The sequence below is a fragment of the Arthrobacter sp. TmtSoilC51 genome, from assembly GCF_055388015.1.
On the sequence record NZ_AP035877.1, the window covers coordinates 4,190,857 to 4,210,724 of the forward strand.

Below are 19,868 nucleotides of genomic sequence, written 5' to 3' on the forward strand. Positions count from 1 at the left end.
GAGCAACCCGCGCTACACTGGCAAGAGCCGGAATTGGGAAAGCGCTTGCTGGGTATAGCCTGAACCCGCCGGGAACCTTCATGAATACTTTGACGACGGCGTCATCGCCCTCGTTGCCGCGCCAGCAGAGGAGAGCCCATGGACACCCCCTCCACCGAGTCCACGAACAGCCCCGCCCACCCCAGGACAACGCAGGCAGGAACGGCGCAGGCAGGAACGGTGCCGGCAAGAATAGCCCTGGCTGGAGTGCACGGCTTCGGCACGCACCATTTGCGCAACCTCGAACGGCTCACTGGACAAGGCCTGGTGGACATCGTCGCTGTGGCGGACCCGAACCCACCGGCTCCCGGAGCGTTGCCGCCAGCCGCCGCCATCTACACCGACCTTGATAGCCTCCTCGCGGGCCACCACCGGCCGGACGTCATCATCGTGGCAACGCCCATCCAGACGCACGCCCCCTTGGCCCTGGCAGTGTTGGCGTCCTCAGCAGACCTCTACCTTGAGAAGCCCCCCGTGGCATCAATGAAGGACTTCCTCCGCCTCCAGGAGGCAGCAACAGCAGCTGGCCGCAGCGTGCAGATCGGCTTCCAAAGCCTGGGCTCGCACGCCATCCCAGCACTGGAAACACTCATCAGTGAAGAGCCATCTGGAGACCTCCCAAGCATCGGCACCCTCAAGGGAATTACGGCAACGGGCCGCTGGGTCCGGGACCGCGCCTATTACAAGCGGTCACGCTGGGCCGGAAAGCGCAGCCTCGACGGCGTCGATGTGGTGGACGGCGTGGCGACGAACCCGTTGGCCCACGCAATCGCCACGGCCCTCCGCCTTGCCGGTGCCCGCACTGCAAACGACCTCGCCTCCGTGGACACCGACCTGTACCGCGCCAACGACATCGAAGCTGACGATACGTCCGTGATCCGGATGCGGACTGTGAGCGGGCTGCCCATCACTTGCGCCCTCACTCTGTGCGCCGCTGAGTCCGTGGAACCGTACGTCACCCTCCACGGAACGGAAGGAACGGCGGACTTCCACTACACCGAGGATCGCGTAACCGTCCGGAACGGTGCGGGCGAGACGAGCCACACCTTCGGCCGGGATGACCTCACCGAGAACCTCCTCGACCATTTGTCTGCCGGCACGCCTCTTCTGAGCCCTCTCGACCACAGCGGCGCGTTCATGCGCGTACTGGAAGCCATTCGGACCGCCGAAGCACCGGCGCTGATCCCCTCTTCGAGCGTGAAGTGGGTGGGCGAGGGCGAGCAGGCACACCCAGTGATCCCCGGAATCGAGGAGATCCTGGAGCGGGCCACCCGTGCCCACGCTACCTTCAGTGAACTGGGACTCCCCTGGGCGCGGCCCATCACTACGGGCGCGGATGCACTCTTCTCCCCCGGAGCCATCACAACCAGCGGAGCCATCACATCCAGCAGAGCCAACGCATCCAGCGGAGCCATCCTGCGCAGCGGAATGGGGCTGGAACCAGAGCTCTCTCCGCGGCCGTACCTGCACCCGGTTGCGACTCCCAGCGGCACCGTGGTCACGGATCACTTGCCTGCGGACCACGTCTGGCACCTTGGAGCTGGTTTCGCCCTCCAGGACGTCAACGGCAGCAACTTCTGGGGAGGCCGGAGCTACCGGCGCACGGCCGGAAAGTACGTGGACTTGAAGGACCACGGCCGCATCGAGGCGACTGACGTCACCCGCGGACAAGACCAGACAACACTTGACCTCAACTGGCTCGCTTTCGACGGCGGCCTGGTCCTGGAAGAGCGGCGATCGTACCGGCGCACGGTCCTTGACCCGCGCACATGGCGGCTGGATATCCGAACGGAACTGACCGCCGTCGTGGATGTCTCGTTGGGGAGCCCTGGTTCGCATGGGGCCGCTGGCAGTGGCTACGGCGGTTTCTTCTGGCGGCTGCCTGTGGGCGCCTCGCCGCGCGTCTTCTCCCCAACAGCGGAAGGCGAGCCAGCCGTACACGGTTCTGTTGCGCCGTGGCTTGCCTGGATAGCAGAGTTCGACGGCGGCCCTGCCACTTTGGTGTTCGCCGCACCGCCCGAGTCGCCGGATCCGTGGTTCGTGCGGTGCGCCGAATATCCTGCAGTCGGTTCGGCGCTTGCTTGGGACGCCGCCGTCGAACTCGCTGCGGGCTCGTCGCTCACCCGTACCAACAGGGTCTGGATCAGCGACGGAACGCTGGGCATGGAGGAAATCGAGGGTCTGGTGGCCGGGCTGTGACCCGCAGTCCAGGTTCCTGCTTTCAACGCCTTGCCAGGAACGTGGCGGTTCGTGCCCCTCAGGCCTGGAGTATGAGTCGCGGCAGGTCTATGTCCCGCATGCATCGCTGAGTATATTGGCACCAATGGATGCGCCATCGGTTCCCCTGCAGCTTGGGGCCTCCAAACCGGCGTTCTGCATGTAGGCGTTTGGGAAGTGAGGATCAGGTGTCCCACGTCATTCCGCCGGGGGTTAGCCGGCGTCTGTACAACGAGGACCTCGCGCCGGCGGAGCACCGCACATGGGGTTTCTATTCGCTGTTTGCAATGTGGATGTCCGACATTCATTCGCTGGGCGGTTACACCTTTGCCGCCGGCCTCTTCGCATTGGGGCTGGGCGCTTGGCAGGTGTTCCTTGCCTTGGTCGCGGGGATTGTGATCGTTTTCGTCCTGATGAACTTCTCCGGATACGCCGGCCAGAAGACTGGTGTTCCGTATCCTGTGCTCGCCCGAATCTCGTTTGGGACGTTCGGCGCCAACCTGCCTGCCCTGATTCGTGCCTTGGTTGCGATTGCCTGGTACGGCATCCAGACCTGGCTGGCTTCCCGGGCCGTCATCGTCATCGCCCTGGAGATCTGGCCCGACCTCCGAGGCCTCACTGAGAACAACTTCCTGGGCGAATCAACCCTCGGCTGGCTGGCCTTCCTTCTGATGTGGACGCTCCAGCTTCTTCTGCTCCGAAACGGCATGGAGACCATCCGGAGGTTCCAGGACTGGGCGGGACCTGCCGTCTGGGCTGTGATGGGCGTACTGGTGGTCTACATCCTGATCAACGCAGGATGGAATATTTCCCTGGACCTGCCCGGGGGTAATGCACAATGGGGAGTTATCCACTCGTTCTTCGCCGCCACGGCGCTGACGGTGACGTACTTCTCCACCCTGATGCTCAATTTCTGCGATTTCTCCCGGTTCGCTCCCTCTCGAAAAGCTGTGCGCACAGCCAACCTGTGGGGGCTGCCGGTAAATTTCATCGCCTTTTCCGTGGTTTCGGTGGTTGTCACCGCCGGAACCTTCAAGGTGTACGGGGAATACATCTACGATCCCGTTGAGATCGTTGGGCGGATCGACAACATCTGGGCCCTTTTGCTCGGCGCCGTTACGTTCGCAATCGCAACGCTGGGTATCAACGTCGTAGCCAACTTCGTCTCACCGGCCTACGACCTGGCCAACGCCTGGCCCTCGCGGATAGATTTCAGGCGCGGCGGCCTGATCTCCGCAATGATCGCACTCGTCATTACGCCCTGGAACCTATTCAACAGTCCCGTGGTGATCAACCTGTTCCTTGGCGGGCTCGGGGCGCTGCTCGGGCCACTGTTCGGCATCATCATGGTTGACTACTACGTGCTCCGCAAGCAGCACGTGCTGGTAAGTGACCTCTTCAGGGAGGAGGGGTACTACACCTACACTCATGGCTGGAACCAAAAAGCGCTCCTGTCGTTTTTCGTCTCGGCGGTCCCGGCTGTGATCCTGGCGCTCCTTCCGGTGTTTGCTGCCGTCTCTGCTTTCTCCTGGTTTATCGGGGCAGGCGTGGCGGGCACAGTGCACTATTTCATCTCGCGCAACGACACCAGCCTGGCCGAATCGATCGCAGCCGCGACAAAAGAAGAAGCCGTCACTGGCTGACGCAGACAAAAAAGTGCACCCCTCTTGGCCTCGTCCAATGCCTTCTTCGCGACGTCTGCCGGCGTCAATTTGGCCGTGATGGCAGGCCGCACCTAAGAGTTGCCGGGATGCCACGGTCCTCCAAGGCGATCTCTCCTGCCTCCACGGTGTTGGCGAGGAAGTCGATGAACTTCTGGACCTCTGCGGGATGCTTTGTCCGGGAACTGGCCGACCAGAACTGGGACGACTTGTGGTACTGCCCGGCTCCCGCGGCGCTGCCGTCCGTGCTTGGCGGCCGGTGGATCTCAAAAAGAGGGCAACAACTCTCAGATTGCTGGGAGCTCACCGCGGTTTCGCCGTCGTGAGTACTTCCACAGCAAGAACCCGATCACGGCAGCGGACATCATCCCCAGTGCCCCTGTGACCACCAAACCGGTCCGGACGCCGAAGCCTTCCGTGAGCCAGCCCGCCAGAAGGCCGCCCAGGGCGTGCCCTCCCAAAAGCAACGGAAAGTACAAAGCCAACACCCGGCCGCGCACATTGACGCCTGCTTCGAGCTGGACTGTGGTTGCGGCACTGGTCAGGAACATGAGCGTCATATAGCCCACCAGGACCAGCATCACCACGAAGGATTCCTGTGTGGGCATCAGCGCAGCAAGCAGCTGGGTCAGTCCAAACAGCCCGGCGCTTGCCACGATTCCCTTGCGTCCAAACCGCTTGATCCTGGTAGCCAACAAGGCACCAGCCAAGGCACCCAAGGCACTGACTGTGTTGAAGAGGCCAAAGCCGGCAGGACCGCTGTGCCACACGCGGTCAGCGAAGGCCGCGAGCACCACCGGACCGTTCATGCCGAAAGCACCGAGCAAGCCTGCCAGCAACATGGTGACCAGGAGCGGCGGACGGGCGCGAACAAAATGCAACCCGGCCAAGACCTGTCCCCTGCGGGCTGTTGGTGGCCCGGGCAGCTCGGACGAGTGGTGGAGCTCGCCAGGCCGGATGGCAACGATCATCACCAGCACCGCAAGGCCAATGACAGCATTGGCAGCGAAGGCAGCGGCCGGGCCAGCTTGGGCGATGACAACGCCGGCCAGGGCGGGGCCAGCCATGGCACCCAACTGGCCCATGGCACTGTTCAGTCCGATGGCCGCGGGTAGTCCGGCGTCGCCCACTACCTCATTGACGAAAACCTGACGCGCAGGTCCGTCGATGGCGCTCGTGACGCCCAGGGCGATGCAGCTCGCATAGACAATCCAGACGTCACGGCCGCCCGTCGCGTTCCAGACTGCAAGCCCTGCAGCCAGTATGGCCGCGACCGACTGGCAAACCAGCAGGATACGGCGCTTCGGGAAGAGGTCCACCAGCACGCCGCTGATAGGTCCGACCACCAGCATGGGCAGGAACTGGAGCGCGACGGCCAGACCGACCGCCGCCGGGCTGCCCGTCAGCTGCAGGACAAGCCAGTCCTGGGCCAAGCGCTGCATCCACACGCCCCCGCTGCCAGCGAGCGTGAGCGCTACGAAGATGCGGTAATTGTGGTGGCGGAGTGGGTAGTACCACGTCTCGATAGAGCGAGGACTTGGTTTGGCGGCTTCTTTGCTGGCGGAGTTCGAGGTCTGGTCAGAGGGGCGGCGCGGTGGCAACGGACGCGGTGACACGGGGTGGTCTGCTCAATTCAGCGGGTTGTAGGTTGCTCTCAGTTTTGGGCACGGCTGGCGGCCCTGATCTTGATGGCAGCGGCGGCAAGGACGAGCGTGCCCGGCACGATCACGAAGAGCGCCTGCAACATCCAGACGAAGACCACCGCCATGAACAAGGCAGCGAGCAGGAGCAGGGATCCGCTCCAATCCCGCAAGGCATCAACCTTGGCGCTGGCATAGGCCAAGGACCATCGTTCCGCACCGGGCCGATCTCCGGGTTCCTCGCTGCTGTCCCCGCTCCAGTTCACGCCGCTCCAGTTTGCACCGGTACCCCAGTTCGAAACGGTCCGCAGCAGCAGGACAGCGCCGGCGGCGGCCAAAATCAACGTAGCGGGCAGTATGACTGCCCGCCCGGGCAGTCGACCCACAAGAGCGAGCAGCAGGTTCAGGACAATCACGACGGCGGCTACCGCCGTCGTGATTCCAATCTTCCAACTGCCGGGAAGCGCACGGCGGAAATTGCCCCAAAGGCTTCGGATGGAATCGTCCCTGCCGCTGAGGTGGCGTTCCAGATGGGCGACGCCGGCCGCGTAGGCAGCCGGCGCCGTCACCAAAGGAACGGACAAGAGGAGCACGATGACTCCCGCCAGGATGGTCTCGGCGAAGAGGGCAAAGCGGTTGACCGGAATGCCGGGCTTCGCCGCGGAGGACTTGCCTGTGGTGTCCATGACGCTCATTTCCTGTGTTCCCATTTGCGGGTTTGGATGTTAGCCCTTGAGGCCTTGTGTTGAGACGCCTTCGACGATGTAGCGCTGGAAGATGAGGAAGAAGGCCAGTACTGGGAGGAGGGCGAGGACGGACATGGCGATCATGGCGCCGTAGTCCGAGGATTGGGTTTGGTCCACGAAGAGGCGCAGCGCCAGCGGCAGCGGGTATTTTTCGGGGGTGTTCAGGTAGAGCAGGGGGCCCAGGAAGTCGTTCCAGCTCCAGATGAAGGAGAAGATGGAGGTGGAGATCAGGGCCGGCTTCATCAGCGGGAGCATGATGGAGCCGAAGATCCGGACGTGTCCTGCGCCGTCGATGCGGGCGGCCTCGTCCAGTTCGGCCGGCAGGCCACGCATGAACTGGACCATGAGGAAGACGAAGAACGCGTCCGCGGCGAGGAATTTGCCGATCAGCAGGGGCACGTAGGTGTCCACCAGGCCCAGCTGCTGGAACACGATGTACTGCGGGATGATCACCACGTGGAAGGGCAGCAGGAGGGTGGCGATCATCATGCCGAAGAACAGGCCGCGGCCGGGGAAGTTGATCCGGGCGAAGGCGTAGGCGGAGATGGATGCCGACAGAACGGTCCCGACGACGGCGCCGATGGCCAGGATCAGGGAGTTGGTGAAGAACGTCAGGGTGGAGACCCCGCCGATTCCTTCCATGGCGGTGGCGAAGTTGTCGAAGCTGAAGTTGTTTGACCAGAGCGAGTTGTTGGCCCCGCCGATTTCGGAGTTGGGTTTGAAGGACGCGGAGATCATCCACACGGCCGGGTAGAGGACCATCGCCACCAGCGCCAGGGCAACGAGGTGGAAGATGGTGCTCTTGATGCGCTTGGCGGTGGTGGACTCGGACTTCGGGTTGTAGGCCGGGGCCGGGGTGGCGGGCTTTGTAGGTTGGGGCTGGGTGGGGGTTGCCATGGTTGTCACTTTGCATCACCGCTGTAGTGGACCCAGGACTTGGAGGTCTTGAAGAAGGTCAGCGTGATGACGCCGACCACGATCACCAGCAGCCAGGCCATGGCCGAGGCGTAGCCCATCCGGAAATCGGAGAAACCGCGCAAGTACAGGTAGAGGGTGTAGAAGAGGGTGGAGCCTGCGGGGCCGCCTTCACCGTTGGAGATGATGTAGGCCGAGGCGAAGATCTGGAACGCGTGGATGGTTTCCATCAGCAGGTTGAAGAAGATCACCGGGGAGAGCATGGGCCAGGTGATGTTGATGAACTTCCGTACCGGTCCGGCCCCGTCCATGGAGGCCGCCTCGTAGAGGTCGGCCGGGATCTGCTTGAGCCCGGCGAGGAAGATCACCATTGGGGCGCCGAACTGCCAGACGGTCAGCAGGATCATCATGCCCATGGTCATGTTCGGGTTGCCCACCCAGCCGCCGAGGTTGATCCCCAAGAAGGACAGGCCCTGGTCCACGGGGCCGGAATCGCCGAACATCGCTTTCCACACGATCGCAATGGACACCGACGCCCCGATCAGGGACGGGGCGTAGAACGCGGACCGGTAGAAGCCCTGGCCGCGGCGTTTGCTGTTCAGCAGCATCGCGACCAGCAACGCCGCGGCGAGCTTCAGCGGGGTACCGAAGACCACGTAGCTGAGGGTCACGCCCACGGACTGCAGGAACCGTTCGTCCTGGAAGAGGGTGGCGTAGTTATCGAACCCGATCCATTTGGGGGCATCGAAGAGGTTGTAATTGGTGAAGGACAGGTACAGCGAGGAAATCATCGGGCCCACGGTCAGGGCGATGAATCCCAGAAGCCAGGGCAACAGGAAGGTGTAGCCGGCGCGGGTATCCGCTCCCCGCCGCCGCGGCTTGCGCGACTGCGGGACAGCGGACGTTTGGGAACGCCTGCTCAGGGTTGGGGTTTGAGTCACGAGATCAATCCGCTCAGGCGTTCTGCTTGATAAGGTCTTCGGCTTCCTTGAACCACGCATCCACTGCGCCGTCCACGGTCAGCTTGCCGTAGTTCAGGTCCTGGGTAACACGCTTGAACGTTGACTCAAGCGTGCCGAACCCGACGATGGGCGGCTCGGGAGCGTCCTTGAGGTACTTCTCGATCGACTTCTCGTAGTCCACCACGAGCTTGTCCGTCCCTTCAAAGGTGGTTCCGTCGCGCTGGGTCTTGGACGCCGGGACACCACGGGAGGTCTTGAAGATCTGGCCGACCTCGGGATCGTTGACCATGAAGTCGATGAAGCGGGCAGCAGCGTCCTTGTACTTGGTCTTGGCGCTGGCCACCATGAGCATGGACGGCTTGAGGAACAGGCCCAAGTTGTCAGGGTCATCCGAGGGAACGGGAACGAGCTTGAGTTCCTTCGCGCCGCTGTCCGCAAGGTAACCGGCCATGAAGTTATCCCAGGTGACTTCCGTGGCGGTGACGTTGGAACCGAACGGGGACTTGGGCAGCAACTGCGTGGCCTTGTCCTCGCCCACGATCGCGCCGGTACCGCGCAGGTCCGCGGTGAGGTTCCACCACTTCTTCAGATCGTCCTTGGAGAATCCAAGCTTGCCCTCATCGGTGAAGGCCTTGATGTTGTTCTGTCGCAGCCAGATGTTGAAGTTCCACCAGATGCCGGTGTAGTCGGTGCCGCCGAACAGCGTGCCGTTGCCCTTCTGACCAACGTCGGCCAGGAAGGCGTTGAACTCCTTGTAGTTCCAGGAGCCATCCGGCTCGGCGATGCCCAGGCTCTTGAGCTTGGCGGGATCGTAGTAAACCGCGAAGGCGTTGGTGCTGGTGGGAATGCCATAGGTCTTGCCCCGGATCTGGCCTGAGGGAAGGAGGGATTTGTCGAAAGCGTCCGTGTTGATCTTCACCGTGCCCAGGTCAAGGAGCTGGTTGCGCTGGCCATAATCACGCAGATAGGAAAGGTCCCACTGCATGACGTCCGGCAAGCCGCCGCCTGCTGCTTCCGTGGCGCGTTTCTGCCAGTAACCGGCGAAGTCCGTGAAGTTTCCATTGACCTTGATGTCGGGGTTCTTGGACTCGAAGAGGGCAATTGCCTTGCGGGTACGCTCGGCGCGGTCATCGTTGCCCCACCAGGTGTAGTTGATGGTTACCGGGTTTTGTGCGGAGCCTGTTTGCGCCGGGGAAGACTGGCCACAGGCGGACAGGAACGCAGCAGATGCGGTACCGAGAGCCACCGTCGTGAGGAAATTTCTTCTGTTGATCATGAGAGCCTCCTTGCTCAGTTGGTGCAAGCGCCTCAGATCCCCTTAAGGGAAAGTGACTTCGCTTACACTCGTTCTGAATCGATACAATATCCCCAATCGGGAATCTGGGCAAGCGTTTTCCAAGATCCTCGCCTAACCTGATAGCAACGAAGCTCCACGAGCTGTCCCCGCACAGCCGAACCCGACTAGGAGTCCCTTTGTCCTCCCCTGAACTCTCCGCAGGCCCATCCAAGGGGCCGTCCGTTTGGAACAGCCTCCACGGCATCGCCTACGGCGGCGACTACAACCCCGAGCAATGGCTCGAGGATGTCCGCCGTGAAGATATCGAGCTCATGAAGGAGGCCGGGGTCAATTTCCTGAGCGTCGCCATCTTCTCCTGGGGCCTGCTCGAACCCGTGGAAGGCCAGTACGATTTCGGTTGGCTGGACGAGGTCATGGACAACCTCCACCAAGCCGGGATCAAGGTGGCGTTGGCTACGGCTACCGCATCGCCGCCAGCCTGGTTGGCGAGAAAATACCCCGAAATCCTGCCCATAACGGCGGAAGGAACCAGGCTGGAACGTGGCTCGCGGCGCCACTACACGCCGTCGTCCTCGGTGTACCGCAGGTACGCCACCACCATGACGCGCGTCCTGGCCGAACGGTACAAGGACCACCCGGCCCTGGCACTGTGGCATGTTGACAACGAGCTCGGTTGCCATGTGGGCGAGTTCTACGGGGAAGAAGACGCGGCCGCTTTCCGAGCCTGGCTTGAACGCCGCTACGGCACCATCGATGTGCTCAACGAAGCATGGGGAACCGCGTTCTGGTCCCAGCACTACGCCTCGTTCGAGGAAATCGTTCCACCCGGCGCCGCCCCCACCACGCTCAACCCCGGACAGCAACTGGACTTTGCGCGCTTCAACTCGTGGGCGTTCATCGATTACTACCGCGCCCTGCTGGCAGTGATCCGCGAAGTCACACCGAATATCCCCGCCACCACCAACTTCATGGTTTCCAGCGCCACCAAGACCTTGGACTACTTCGATTGGTCCAAGGACATGGATGTGATCGCGAACGATCATTACCTGGTGGCGGCAGATCCGGAACGGGAGATCGAACTTGCCTTCAGCGCCGACCTCACACGCGGCGTGGCGGGCGGCGAACCGTGGATCCTGATGGAGCACTCCACGTCGGCCGTGAACTGGCAGCCGCACAACCAACCAAAGATGCCCGGGGAAATGCTCCGCAACTCCCTGGCGCACGTTGCCCGGGGCGCCAACGCCGTCATGTTCTTCCAGTGGCGCCAGAGCAAGGCCGGGTCCGAGAAGTTCCACTCGGCCATGGTTCCGCACGGAGGACGCGACACGCAGGTCTGGCGGAATGTGGTGGAACTCGGCGATGCCCTATCCAAGCTGGAATCCGTGAAAGGTTCCCGCGTGGAATCGCAGGTGGCGATCGTCTTTGACTACGAAGCGTGGTGGGCCTCGGAACTGGATTCGCATCCTTCGCAGTCCCTGAAATACCTGGAAACCATGCGTGCTTTCCACCGGTCCCTGTACCTTCGCGGGGTCACGTCAGACTTTGTCCACCCCTCCGCCGACCTCTCCGGCTACGATCTCATCCTGGTGTGCACCCTCTACGCCGTGACGGACTCTGACGCCGCCTCCATCGCTGCCGCCGCAAAGGGTGGCGCAACCGTCCTCATCAGCTATTTCAGCGGCATTGTGGACGAGCGCGACCACGTTCGGTTGGGGGGCTATCCAGGTGCCTTCCGCGAGTTGCTGGGCATCAGGACCGAGGAATTCCACCCACTTTTCCCCGGCAGCATACTCACCCTCAGCGATGGAACGGTTGGTTCCTTGTGGAGCGAGCACGTTCACGTGGCTGAGTCGGAGGGCGGGCCTGCCGAGGTTCTGGCAACCTTTACGGACTACCCGTTGGACGGCGTCGCTGCCCTCACGCGCCGATCCGCCGGGGCGGGGGCTGCCTGGTACCTTGCCACACTCCCCGACGCCGATGGCATCGACTCACTCACTGCCCGGCTGCTGGAGGAAGCTGGGGTGAGAGCGGTTACCGAGGCTTCTGCCGGCGTCGAGCTCTCCCGGCGGCGATCTGCGGACGGCCGCAGCTTCCTCTTCGCCATTAACCACAGCCGGGAGGACTTGATGGTGAAGGCCGACGGCGACGAGCTCCTGGGCGGAGTGCGCTTCAGTGGCGTGGTGCCCGCCGGAGCCGTGGCAGTTATCGCTGAGGACCAACCCAAGTAAGTAGCAGCAGAGCGCGTTTTGACGGCTCAGAACGCGCTCTACTGCGACCCAGTTGGGTCCGCGACACGCAAAACCGCGCCCCGGTCGGATCACGAATGATTCGACCGGAGCGCGGTTCTCTTTGTAGTTGGCTGCCGGAAGCTAGGCTCCGATCGCGGACTTCATCTCATCCACGGCCTTCTTGCCCGCTTCTTCCGTGGAGAGCCTGTTGAACAGGACTTCCGAAGAATAGCGCTTGATGATTTCCTGGATGGCACCTGCACCCTTAGGCGGTGCGGCCGGGGCTTCACCGAGCTCGGGCTGGATCTCGCTGATGAAGTTGACCACCTTGGTGTCCGCCGCCGCCAGCTTGGGAGCGATTGCTTCGCGGACGTCCGAGTTGGGGTAAACGCCGCGGTCAGCCAGCAGGATTTCGCCCGCCTTGACATTGTTCGTTAGGAAGTCGATGAACTTGGCGGTCTCTTCAGGGTGCTTGGTCCTGGACGAAGCAGACCAGAACTGGGAAGCCTTGTACCAGAGCTGCGTGTCAGCAGCCTTGCCCGTCTTGGACGGGAAACGGAGGATCTGCAGTTCACCGCCCGCGGCTTTCTCGAGCGCCGGCAGCTGGTTGGACCACCAGAAGGCCATGCCGTTCTTGCCGGTTGCCAAGCCACTCTGATCCAGTGGCGCAGCTTCGGCCTCGACGATCTCGGACGCTGTCGGAACGGCTTTCTGCTCGCTCATTTCCTTCAGGAAGTCCCAGTAGCCTGCGATGTCTGAAGGTTCGAAGCCAAGCTTGCCGTCCTGGGTGTAGAGAGACTTGCCGTTCTGGCGCAGCCACACGCCAAGGGAGGCCTCATCCGTGCCGTATGCGGCAGCCCCATAAGTTCCCTTGGGCGACTTGCTGGTGACTTCAGCCGCGATGCGCTCGAAGTCTTCCCATGTCCAGGTCTTGTCGTCGGGGAGTGGGACGCCCGCGGCTTTGAAGACCGCCGGGTTGGCCAGGATGGTGGCAGCGTTGATGCCTGCCGCTATACCAGTGAGCCCCTTGGACCCCTTGCCGGCATTCAGCGCGGCTTCGTCCAGTTTGGACGTATCGATCTTGTACTTGGACAGGTCCAGGAGGGCTCCACGGGTGGAGTACTCTGTGATGTACTTTTCGTCCATCTGGATGATGTCTGGAGCGTCGTTGGCAGCAACTTGAGTGGCCAGCTTGTCCCAGTAGCCGCTCCAATCGCCGTACTCGGCCTTGATCTTAATGTTGGGGTTCTCGGCTTCAAAAGCTGCAATGGCTGCCTGCGTCAATTGCGCACGCTTGTCGCCACCCCACCAGGAAAAGCGGAGCTCCACTTTGCCGTCGGCACTCTTTTGTTCTGCGCCACCGCCGCAAGCGCTAAGCGCCAGAACGGCAGCAGCTGTGGCAGCGATAATGGCCGAGGCGCGCAGCCGCCGCTTGGACCGCTTGGCCTTGGGTTCCGATGCCCGGGCTTTGGAAGCATCTTCGGGGGCGACTGCTTCACCCTTTGGAAATACCGGCACTGTTGTCTCCGATCCTCTTTGATCTTGATGCGAAGTGAGAAAGCGTTTTCTCGCATGGATTTTATGCTACAAGTCACAACCTTGTATGACAAGATCTCTGCTTGTATTACTTGTCGGGCGAAAGCCCTGGACTTCTCTTGAGGACGCCGAGGTCCTACTTGATGCCGGTAGTTGCGATGCCCTTAATGAGGAACCGCTGGCCGAACAGGAAGACAAGGAACACAGGGAACAAGGACACAATGGACATCGCGAAGAGTGATCCCCAACTCGTGGCGGACTGCGAGTCAACGAAAGCGCGGAGCGCTACGGGGACAGTGAACATGTCCGGGTCCGTCAAGTAGATGAGGGCGCCGAAGAAGTCATTCCACGTCCAGATGAAAGTGAAGATGGTAGTGGTGGCGAGAGCGGGAACCATGAGGGGCAGGATGACCCGCAGAAAGATCCTGGGGTGCCCGGCGCCGTCAATGCGGGCGGCTTCATCGAGTTCCTTGGGAATACCGCGGATGAACTGGACCATGAGGAACACAAAGAACGCGTCCGTGGCCAGGAGCTTCGGGACGATGAGCGGCCAGAAGGTGTTCACCCAACCGATCTGTGAAAACAGGATGTACTGCGGCACGATCACAACGTGGAACGGCAACATGATGGTCAGCAGCATGATGCCGAAGAACAGCTTCTTGCCACTGAATTGGAGCCGGGCGAAGGCATAGGCAGCCATGGAGCACGAGATCAGGTTTCCGACGATCGAGCCGAGTACGACGATTGCAGAGTTGATCATGTAATGCCCGAAGGGGTGGGTCAGCGCAGACCAACCATCGGTGTAGTTGCTTATTTCCAGGTTGTTCAGCCAAAGGCCGGGTTCACGGAAGATGAGGTCGTTGGGCCGCAGGGAGGAAACAACCATCCACAGCAGTGGGTAGATCATGATGCCGCCCACGAGGATCAGGATGGCATGCTTGATAAGTCCCTTGATGCGGGCATTGCGGCTGAAGGCCAGGTTGCCCGGTGATTCGCGGCGCCGCGGGCTTTTGCTGTTCTTGCTGCTTTCGGCCTCCGTGGCGGCCGGGAGGGTCTGGATTTTAGTCATCGTAGAACACCCAATACTTTGAAGCGATGAAGTTGATGGCAGTGAAGACACCGATGATGACCAGCAGGAACCAGGCCATCGCCGAGGCGTAGCCCATATCGAACTGACCGAAGCCCTTCTGGTACAGGTACAACGTGAAGAACATGGTGGAGTCGGACGGACCACCGTTGCCGCCGGAGACGATGAACGCCTGCGTGAACGACTGGAACGAGCCAATGATTTGCAGCACCAGGTTGAAGAAGATGATGGGGCTAAGCATCGGCAGGGTGATCCGCCAGAACTTCTGCAAAGTGGTGGCGCCATCAACCTCGGCGGCCTCGTAGTACATGTTCGGGATCTGGCGCAGGCCCGCCAGGAAGATGATCATGGGGCTGCCAAACGTCCAGACATGCAGAAGGATGATGGAGCCAAGGGCAGTGTTTGGATCCGAGATCCAGCCGGGACCTTGAATGCCGATCATGGCCAACACCTGGTTCACAAGGCCGGTGGTGCCGAAGATCTGCTTCCAAAGAATGGCAACAGCGACAGATCCGCCCAGCAGCGACGGCAAGTAGAAGATGGAGCGATAGAACGGAAGGCCACGGAGCCCTTTGTCCAGGACGAGCGCGATCACTAGCGCTACAGCCAACTGGAGCGGCACGCCCACCAGCACATATGTGAAAGTAACGCGCAAGGAATTGTGGAGACGGGCATCGCCGAACATGCGGACGAAGTTGTCGATTCCCACCCATTGCGGAGGTTGCAGGAGGTTGTAGTCCGTGAAGGACAAGTACAACGACATCAGCATCGGACCCACGGTGATGACAACGAGGCCGATCAGCCATGGCAGGAGGAATACGTACGCGGCCTTGTTGTCACGGCCGTTCGCTTTCTTCTCCTCCTTGGTCATGGGCCCCTTGCGGCGGGTCATTGTGGAGAGTTCGCCAATGGCGCTCATTGCTTCCTCCCTGCCTGACCGCGAACGCCTTCCGGCGTCCCCGTGTGTTCATATGCGGCCATGTGGTCTCCTTTGGTCATCGTGGCCATCCACGGAGTACGAGTGTGCTTGATGCTTGCCGTCCAGGAGTCCGCCGTTCGCCCGGCGGCACCCTCCGACCCGCCGGGATATGCATCCTGGTGATCAGCGGCTCCGTACCAAAGTAAACGTTTTCTTGACCCATGTACAGCCTTTTGCTAATTTTTGAGAAAGCGTTTTCTTGCGAAGCCGCCGATACCCGTTTCCCCACGCTGAAGAAGCCCGGCGTGCGCATTCGCACACCTTCCGCACCGATAAGGCAGGACACCATTGTTCCCCAAGCACTGCGACTGCCATGACCACTGCTGACATGGCAGGGACGCCCGCCCGCCCCAGCGCTCTTGGCCGCTATGAAGACTGGCCGGGCTTTGCCGTCCGGCATCGCTTCGCGGCAGCCTCTCCGGGCGCCCAGCAGCTTCCAAAAGACGAAGAGAACGACGGCGGTGCCACCATGGCGGCCGGCTTTGGTCCCGTACCGGCTGGGTTGCGGGAAAGGCTCTACGGCGGGCGGCTTGTGGCTACGTGGTTTGCCCAGCAGGGTTTCGCCGTTCTGGCACACGATGCCTTCATGTGGGGAAGCCGCCGCTTCGGTCTCGAAACCCCGCCTTGGCGGACCGCCGACGCCGTCAACGGTAGGCAGGCACTGTGGCGGGAGGCCGGCGTCGAGCCTTCCCAGGCTGATCTGTACAACACAGCTGCGGCCAGCCATGAAGAAACCGTGGCCAAAGCCGCAACGCTCCTGGGCACCAGCATCGCCGGGACGGTCGCGCATGATGACCTCTCCGCTCTTGGTATTTTGGCGTCCCTCCCGGGAGTGGATGCGGAACGCCTCGGATGCACGGGATTTTCAGGCGGAGGCGGCCGGGCCGTTGTGCTCGCTGCCCTGAGTCCCCTGGTCCGGAGTTACGTGGTCACGTGCATGATGACCACCTTCGCCTCCTTGCTTCCCGCCTACCTCGATGCACATTCCTGGCTGCTCCACTCCCCCGGCCTGTCGAAGCTCGGGGATTGGCCGGATCTTGTGGTGCGTTCCACTGCCGGGGCGGTCCTGGTCCAGTACGCCCTTGCCGACGCACTGTTTCGTGAGGCAGGAATGCGCGACGCCGATGCCCACCTCTCGCAGCGGGTGCGGGCAGGGCGGTACACAGGCAGCTCTTGGTCCGAACCCCATGTTTTCTCCCCCGCCATGCAGGAGCAGGCGGCAGCTTTCCTCGCCTCCAACCTCCAGGCCAACAAACGCCATCGTTCCCCCGCAACTGATCCCGCTAGGACAGCACAATGACTCTGCCCTCAACCACCGCCCGCACCAGGGTGGCCAGCCACAACCAATTGCCCAGGGTAGCGCTCGTGGGCGTGCACGGCTTCGGCGAACGACACCTTGAAAACCTTGATCGCCTTGGGTCCGCAGGAATGCTCAAGCTGGTAGCTGTTGCAGATCCACGGCCACCCGCCCAGGGCCAGTTGCCGCCCGAGGTTGGCGTCCACACTTCCCTGGATGCGCTTCTGGCTGCGGGAATCGCCCCCGACGTCGTCATCATCTCTACTCCTATCCAGACACACGCCCCGCTCGCCCTCACCGCCTTGGGCGCTGGCGCCAACGTTTACCTCGAAAAGCCTCCCGTGGCTTCCCAGGCGCAATACGAAAGCGTGCTGGCAGCGGCAGAGAGCGCCGGGCGGCTGGTGCAAGTCGGTTTCCAGAGCCTTGGTTCGCACGCCCTTCCAGTCGTGGAAAAAATTGTGGCATCGGGCGAAATCGGCGAGGTCCGCGGCATCAGCGCCTCCGGCCAATGGCTCCGGACCAAGGGCTACTTCAAGCGGTCCCGCTGGGCTGGCAAGCGAAGCCTGAATGGCACGGATGTGGTGGACGGCGTAGCGACCAATGCATTGGCACATGCCGTGGCTACTGGGCTGCGACTCGCTGGTGCCAGGACCCTTGCGGACGTCGAATTGGTGGAAACCGACCTTTACCGGGCCAATGACACTGAAAGCGATGACACCTCCGTGATCAGGATCCGCACCGCGGCGGGCACAGTGCTGACGTGTGCCCTGACGTTGTGCGCACCCTTGCAATCGGCGCCCAAAGTCACCATCTACGGCACACTGGGGCACGTCACGCTCTCATACACAGAAGACAGATTGGAGATCACCACTCCTGGCGGAACCCGGAACGAGGCGTTTGGGCGGACGGACCTGTTGGAGAACCTCCTTGCAGCACGAACGGAACAGGATCTGCTCAGCCCACTCAGTGGATCCGGCGCCTACGTGTCCGTGCTGGAAGCGGTCCGAACCGCGGACGCACCCCGTCTCATTCATCCGGACCATGTGACATGGCTGGGTGAAGGCGACGACGCCCACGCCGTGGTGCATGGCATCGAATCGTGGATCCGCCGGGCAACCTTGGGCCAAGCCACGTTCTCGGAACTCGGGACTCCGTGGGCTGAAAGGTCGGGGGATGCTGCCGGAGCAGCCAAGCCAGAGCTGAAAGTCAATGGCACAGCCGTTGCCACCATGCAGGATGGCTCGGGCATCCGGTCAACATCTTCGCCCCGCCCCTACCTCCATCCCGTCCGCACTCTTGCCGGCACCGTAGTGACCGATCACATCCCGGAAGACCACGTGTGGCACCTTGGCGCGGGAGTCGCTATCCAGGACGTCGACGGTATCAACTTCTGGGGTGGCCGAACCTACACCCGCGACGCCGGAGCCTACGTCTGGCGCAAGGACCACGGCCGCATCGTCCTCGAATCCGCCGAGGACGTTGAAGGGGCAAGGGACGAACGGCTGAACTGGATAGGCCCCGACGGCAAGCCCCTCCTCCGCGAACAGCGCGGGTGGCGTTGGGCCGCCGTCGGGAATTCCGTCTGGCAGTTAACGCTGGACTTCGCGCTTGAATCCGCTACCGGACGTCCCGTGCTGCTGGGCAGCCCCGGCTCCAACGGAAGGCCGCAAGGCGGTTACGGTGGTTTCTTCTGGCGGCTGCCGAAGGTCAGCGATGCGACCATCTGGACCCCTGATTTGCGTGGTGAAGATGCCGTCCATGGCAGCGTCGCGCCTTGGTTGGCTTGGTCAGGAACTTTCGACGCCGGAACGGGCGGCAGTCTTGCTGCGGGCGGTCCGGGCCTGGGCCACCCGGCCACACTCGTATTCCTTGCGTCCCCCCAAGCACCGGACCCCTGGTTCGTTCGCCACTCGGGCTATCCGGGTGTGGGGCTGTCCTTGGCATGGGAATCGCCAGTGGCGGTAGAACCCGGACGCCCTGTACATCGCACGGTCAAGGTGCTCATCGCTGACGGCTTCCGTGCCACTGAAGACATTGAACAGCTCATTTCAACCCAGGGGGACCCAGCATGACCGCTCCGACTCAATCCGCACCAACATCCGGCACCACGTCGCTGGCACCCGGCAACGCCGCCGACCGTGCCGTGAAGCGCCGCCGGCTTATGGACATTCTGGACCGTTCGGGCCGCGACTCGCTTCTGCTCACCAGCAACACGGCGCTCACCTGGTACTTGGATGGCAGTCGAGTCCACATCAGCCTGGCAGGCGACCCCATCGCCGCCCTTCTGGTGGATCGAAAGGGTGATCACCTGGTGACGTTCAATAATGAAGCCGGGCGGATCGCGGCAGAGGAACTGCCGGAGGGCGTGAACCTGCACAGTATTCCGTGGCATGGCCAATTGCATGCCTCTGCGGCTGGCCTGGCCGCAGATGGAAGCCCGCTGATGGAAGCCGCCGTCGCAGGGGAACTACGGGCAGCGCGGCAACAACTCCTACCTGCGGAAACAGCCCGCTACGCCCAATTGTCCCGCGACGCAGCAACCGCGATCACGGACGCCCTCATGGCAGCTACGCCCGGGACAACGGAATTTGAGCTGGTCTCAAACCTGGCTGCGAGGATCGTCGCGGTCGGCGCCGAGCCGCTGGTCCTGCTATGCAACGGTGCTGCCCGGAGCGGCTTCCGCCACCCGCTGGCAACGCACGCCCCCATCGGCCGCAGGGCCATGGCGGTGGTTTGCGCGCGCCGTCATGGCTTGGTGGCAAACGTGACCCGATGGGTAGCATTCGACGCGGGAACGGCACAGGAGCTCGACGCCGAGGCCCGCATCGCGGCAGTTGAAGCGGACATCTTTCGAGCCACCGTGCCGGGTGCCAAGCTCAATGAGGTCTTCGCCGAGATCCAGGCTGCGTATGTGCGCCACGGATTTGGGTCCGCGCAATGGACGCTTCACCACCAAGGCGGGCCCGCGGGCTATGCGGGACGTGATCCCCGGGTGACTGCGGACGTGACGGACAGAATCGTCCTCAACCAGCCGTTCACGTGGAACCCCTCGGGTCCTGGTGTGAAGATCGAAGACACGGTGCTGCTCACAGACTCCGGGCTCCGCGTGCTGACCGTGGACGACCGCTGGCCGACAACGGAAGTGGACGGCCGTCCTCGTCCAATCACGCTGCGGCCGTAAGCCCCCAAAGCGGGCCTCACAACGCAATAACAAACGCGAAGGGCGGCTCACCATCACGGTGAACCGCCCTTTCCTGTGTGCCT

The 19,868-nt window shown here is 62.4% G+C and carries 14 protein-coding genes; 6 read left to right on the forward strand and 8 right to left on the reverse strand.

Annotated elements, in window-relative coordinates; all coding sequences use genetic code 11:
- The first annotated feature begins 138 nt into the window (after positions 1-138).
- Positions 139-2,238, forward strand: coding sequence for a DUF6807 family protein (locus ACZ5G6_RS19125; RefSeq protein ID WP_498687324.1), 2,100 nt, complete (start codon positions 139-141; stop codon positions 2,236-2,238).
- A 206-nt stretch (positions 2,239-2,444) separates the two neighbouring features.
- Positions 2,445-3,899 carry an NCS1 family nucleobase:cation symporter-1 gene (locus tag ACZ5G6_RS19130; protein ID WP_498687326.1) on the forward strand — a complete coding sequence of 485 codons (1,455 nt, stop codon included), beginning with the start codon at positions 2,445-2,447 and terminating at the stop codon, positions 3,897-3,899.
- 305 nt (positions 3,900-4,204) lie between these two features.
- On the opposite strand, the gene ACZ5G6_RS19135 is transcribed toward ACZ5G6_RS19130, so the two are convergent.
- Genes ACZ5G6_RS19135 through ACZ5G6_RS19155 form a run of 5 tightly spaced genes read right to left on the reverse strand, consistent with a single transcriptional unit; the run spans position 4,205 to position 9,456 of the window.
- Entirely contained in the window at positions 4,205-5,533 is a 1,329-nt protein-coding gene (locus ACZ5G6_RS19135; RefSeq protein ID WP_498687327.1) for an MFS transporter, read from the reverse strand.
- Between the two features lie 38 nt (positions 5,534-5,571).
- Positions 5,572-6,252, reverse strand: coding sequence for a Poxvirus protein I5 (locus ACZ5G6_RS19140; RefSeq protein WP_498687329.1), 681 nt, complete (start codon positions 6,250-6,252; stop codon positions 5,572-5,574).
- A gap of 30 nt (positions 6,253-6,282) precedes the next feature.
- Positions 6,283-7,209, reverse strand: coding sequence for a carbohydrate ABC transporter permease (locus tag ACZ5G6_RS19145; RefSeq protein ID WP_498687331.1), 927 nt, complete (start codon positions 7,207-7,209; stop codon positions 6,283-6,285).
- A complete protein-coding gene (locus ACZ5G6_RS19150; RefSeq protein ID WP_498687333.1) occupies positions 7,206-8,159 on the reverse strand; it encodes a carbohydrate ABC transporter permease in 954 nt (317 codons plus the stop codon). Before ACZ5G6_RS19150 ends, ACZ5G6_RS19145 begins: the two co-directional genes overlap by 4 nt.
- Before the next feature lie 13 nt (positions 8,160-8,172).
- Positions 8,173-9,456, reverse strand: a complete 1,284-nt coding sequence (locus tag ACZ5G6_RS19155) for an ABC transporter substrate-binding protein (RefSeq protein ID WP_498687335.1) — start codon at positions 9,454-9,456, stop codon at positions 8,173-8,175.
- Between the two features lie 197 nt (positions 9,457-9,653).
- Between ACZ5G6_RS19155 and ACZ5G6_RS19160 the strand changes: the two genes are divergently transcribed.
- The gene (locus ACZ5G6_RS19160) at positions 9,654-11,705 is read left to right on the forward strand and encodes a beta-galactosidase (RefSeq protein WP_498687338.1); all 2,052 of its coding nucleotides are present in this window, start codon (positions 9,654-9,656) and stop codon (positions 11,703-11,705) included.
- 141 nt (positions 11,706-11,846) lie between these two features.
- Here the strand turns inward: ACZ5G6_RS19160 and ACZ5G6_RS19165 are convergent, their stop codons facing one another.
- The 3 genes from ACZ5G6_RS19165 to ACZ5G6_RS19175 form a co-directional block, all read right to left on the reverse strand.
- Positions 11,847-13,223, reverse strand: a complete 1,377-nt coding sequence (locus tag ACZ5G6_RS19165) for an ABC transporter substrate-binding protein (protein ID WP_498687340.1) — start codon at positions 13,221-13,223, stop codon at positions 11,847-11,849.
- Between the two features lie 154 nt (positions 13,224-13,377).
- Positions 13,378-14,310, reverse strand: a complete 933-nt coding sequence (locus tag ACZ5G6_RS19170; protein ID WP_498687342.1) for a carbohydrate ABC transporter permease — start codon at positions 14,308-14,310, stop codon at positions 13,378-13,380.
- Complete coding sequence (locus tag ACZ5G6_RS19175) at positions 14,303-15,247, reverse strand: carbohydrate ABC transporter permease (protein WP_223934407.1); 945 nt, start codon at positions 15,245-15,247, stop codon at positions 14,303-14,305. Before ACZ5G6_RS19175 ends, ACZ5G6_RS19170 begins: the two co-directional genes overlap by 8 nt.
- A 373-nt stretch (positions 15,248-15,620) precedes the next feature.
- Here ACZ5G6_RS19175 and ACZ5G6_RS19180 point away from each other — a divergent pair, with 373 nt between their 5' ends.
- From ACZ5G6_RS19180 to ACZ5G6_RS19190, 3 genes are read left to right on the forward strand one after another with little or no spacing between them, the layout of a single operon-like run.
- Complete coding sequence (locus ACZ5G6_RS19180) at positions 15,621-16,607, forward strand: dienelactone hydrolase family protein (protein ID WP_498687345.1); 987 nt, start codon at positions 15,621-15,623, stop codon at positions 16,605-16,607.
- Entirely contained in the window at positions 16,604-18,676 is a 2,073-nt protein-coding gene (locus tag ACZ5G6_RS19185; RefSeq protein WP_498687347.1) for a DUF6807 family protein, read from the forward strand. The genes ACZ5G6_RS19180 and ACZ5G6_RS19185 overlap by 4 nt, the downstream gene beginning before the upstream one ends.
- Positions 18,673-19,785: a M24 family metallopeptidase gene (locus ACZ5G6_RS19190; RefSeq protein ID WP_498687350.1), complete on the forward strand. Its 1,113-nt coding sequence runs from the start codon at positions 18,673-18,675 to the stop codon at positions 19,783-19,785. Before ACZ5G6_RS19185 ends, ACZ5G6_RS19190 begins: the two co-directional genes overlap by 4 nt.
- The last annotated feature ends 83 nt before the right edge of the window (positions 19,786-19,868 follow it).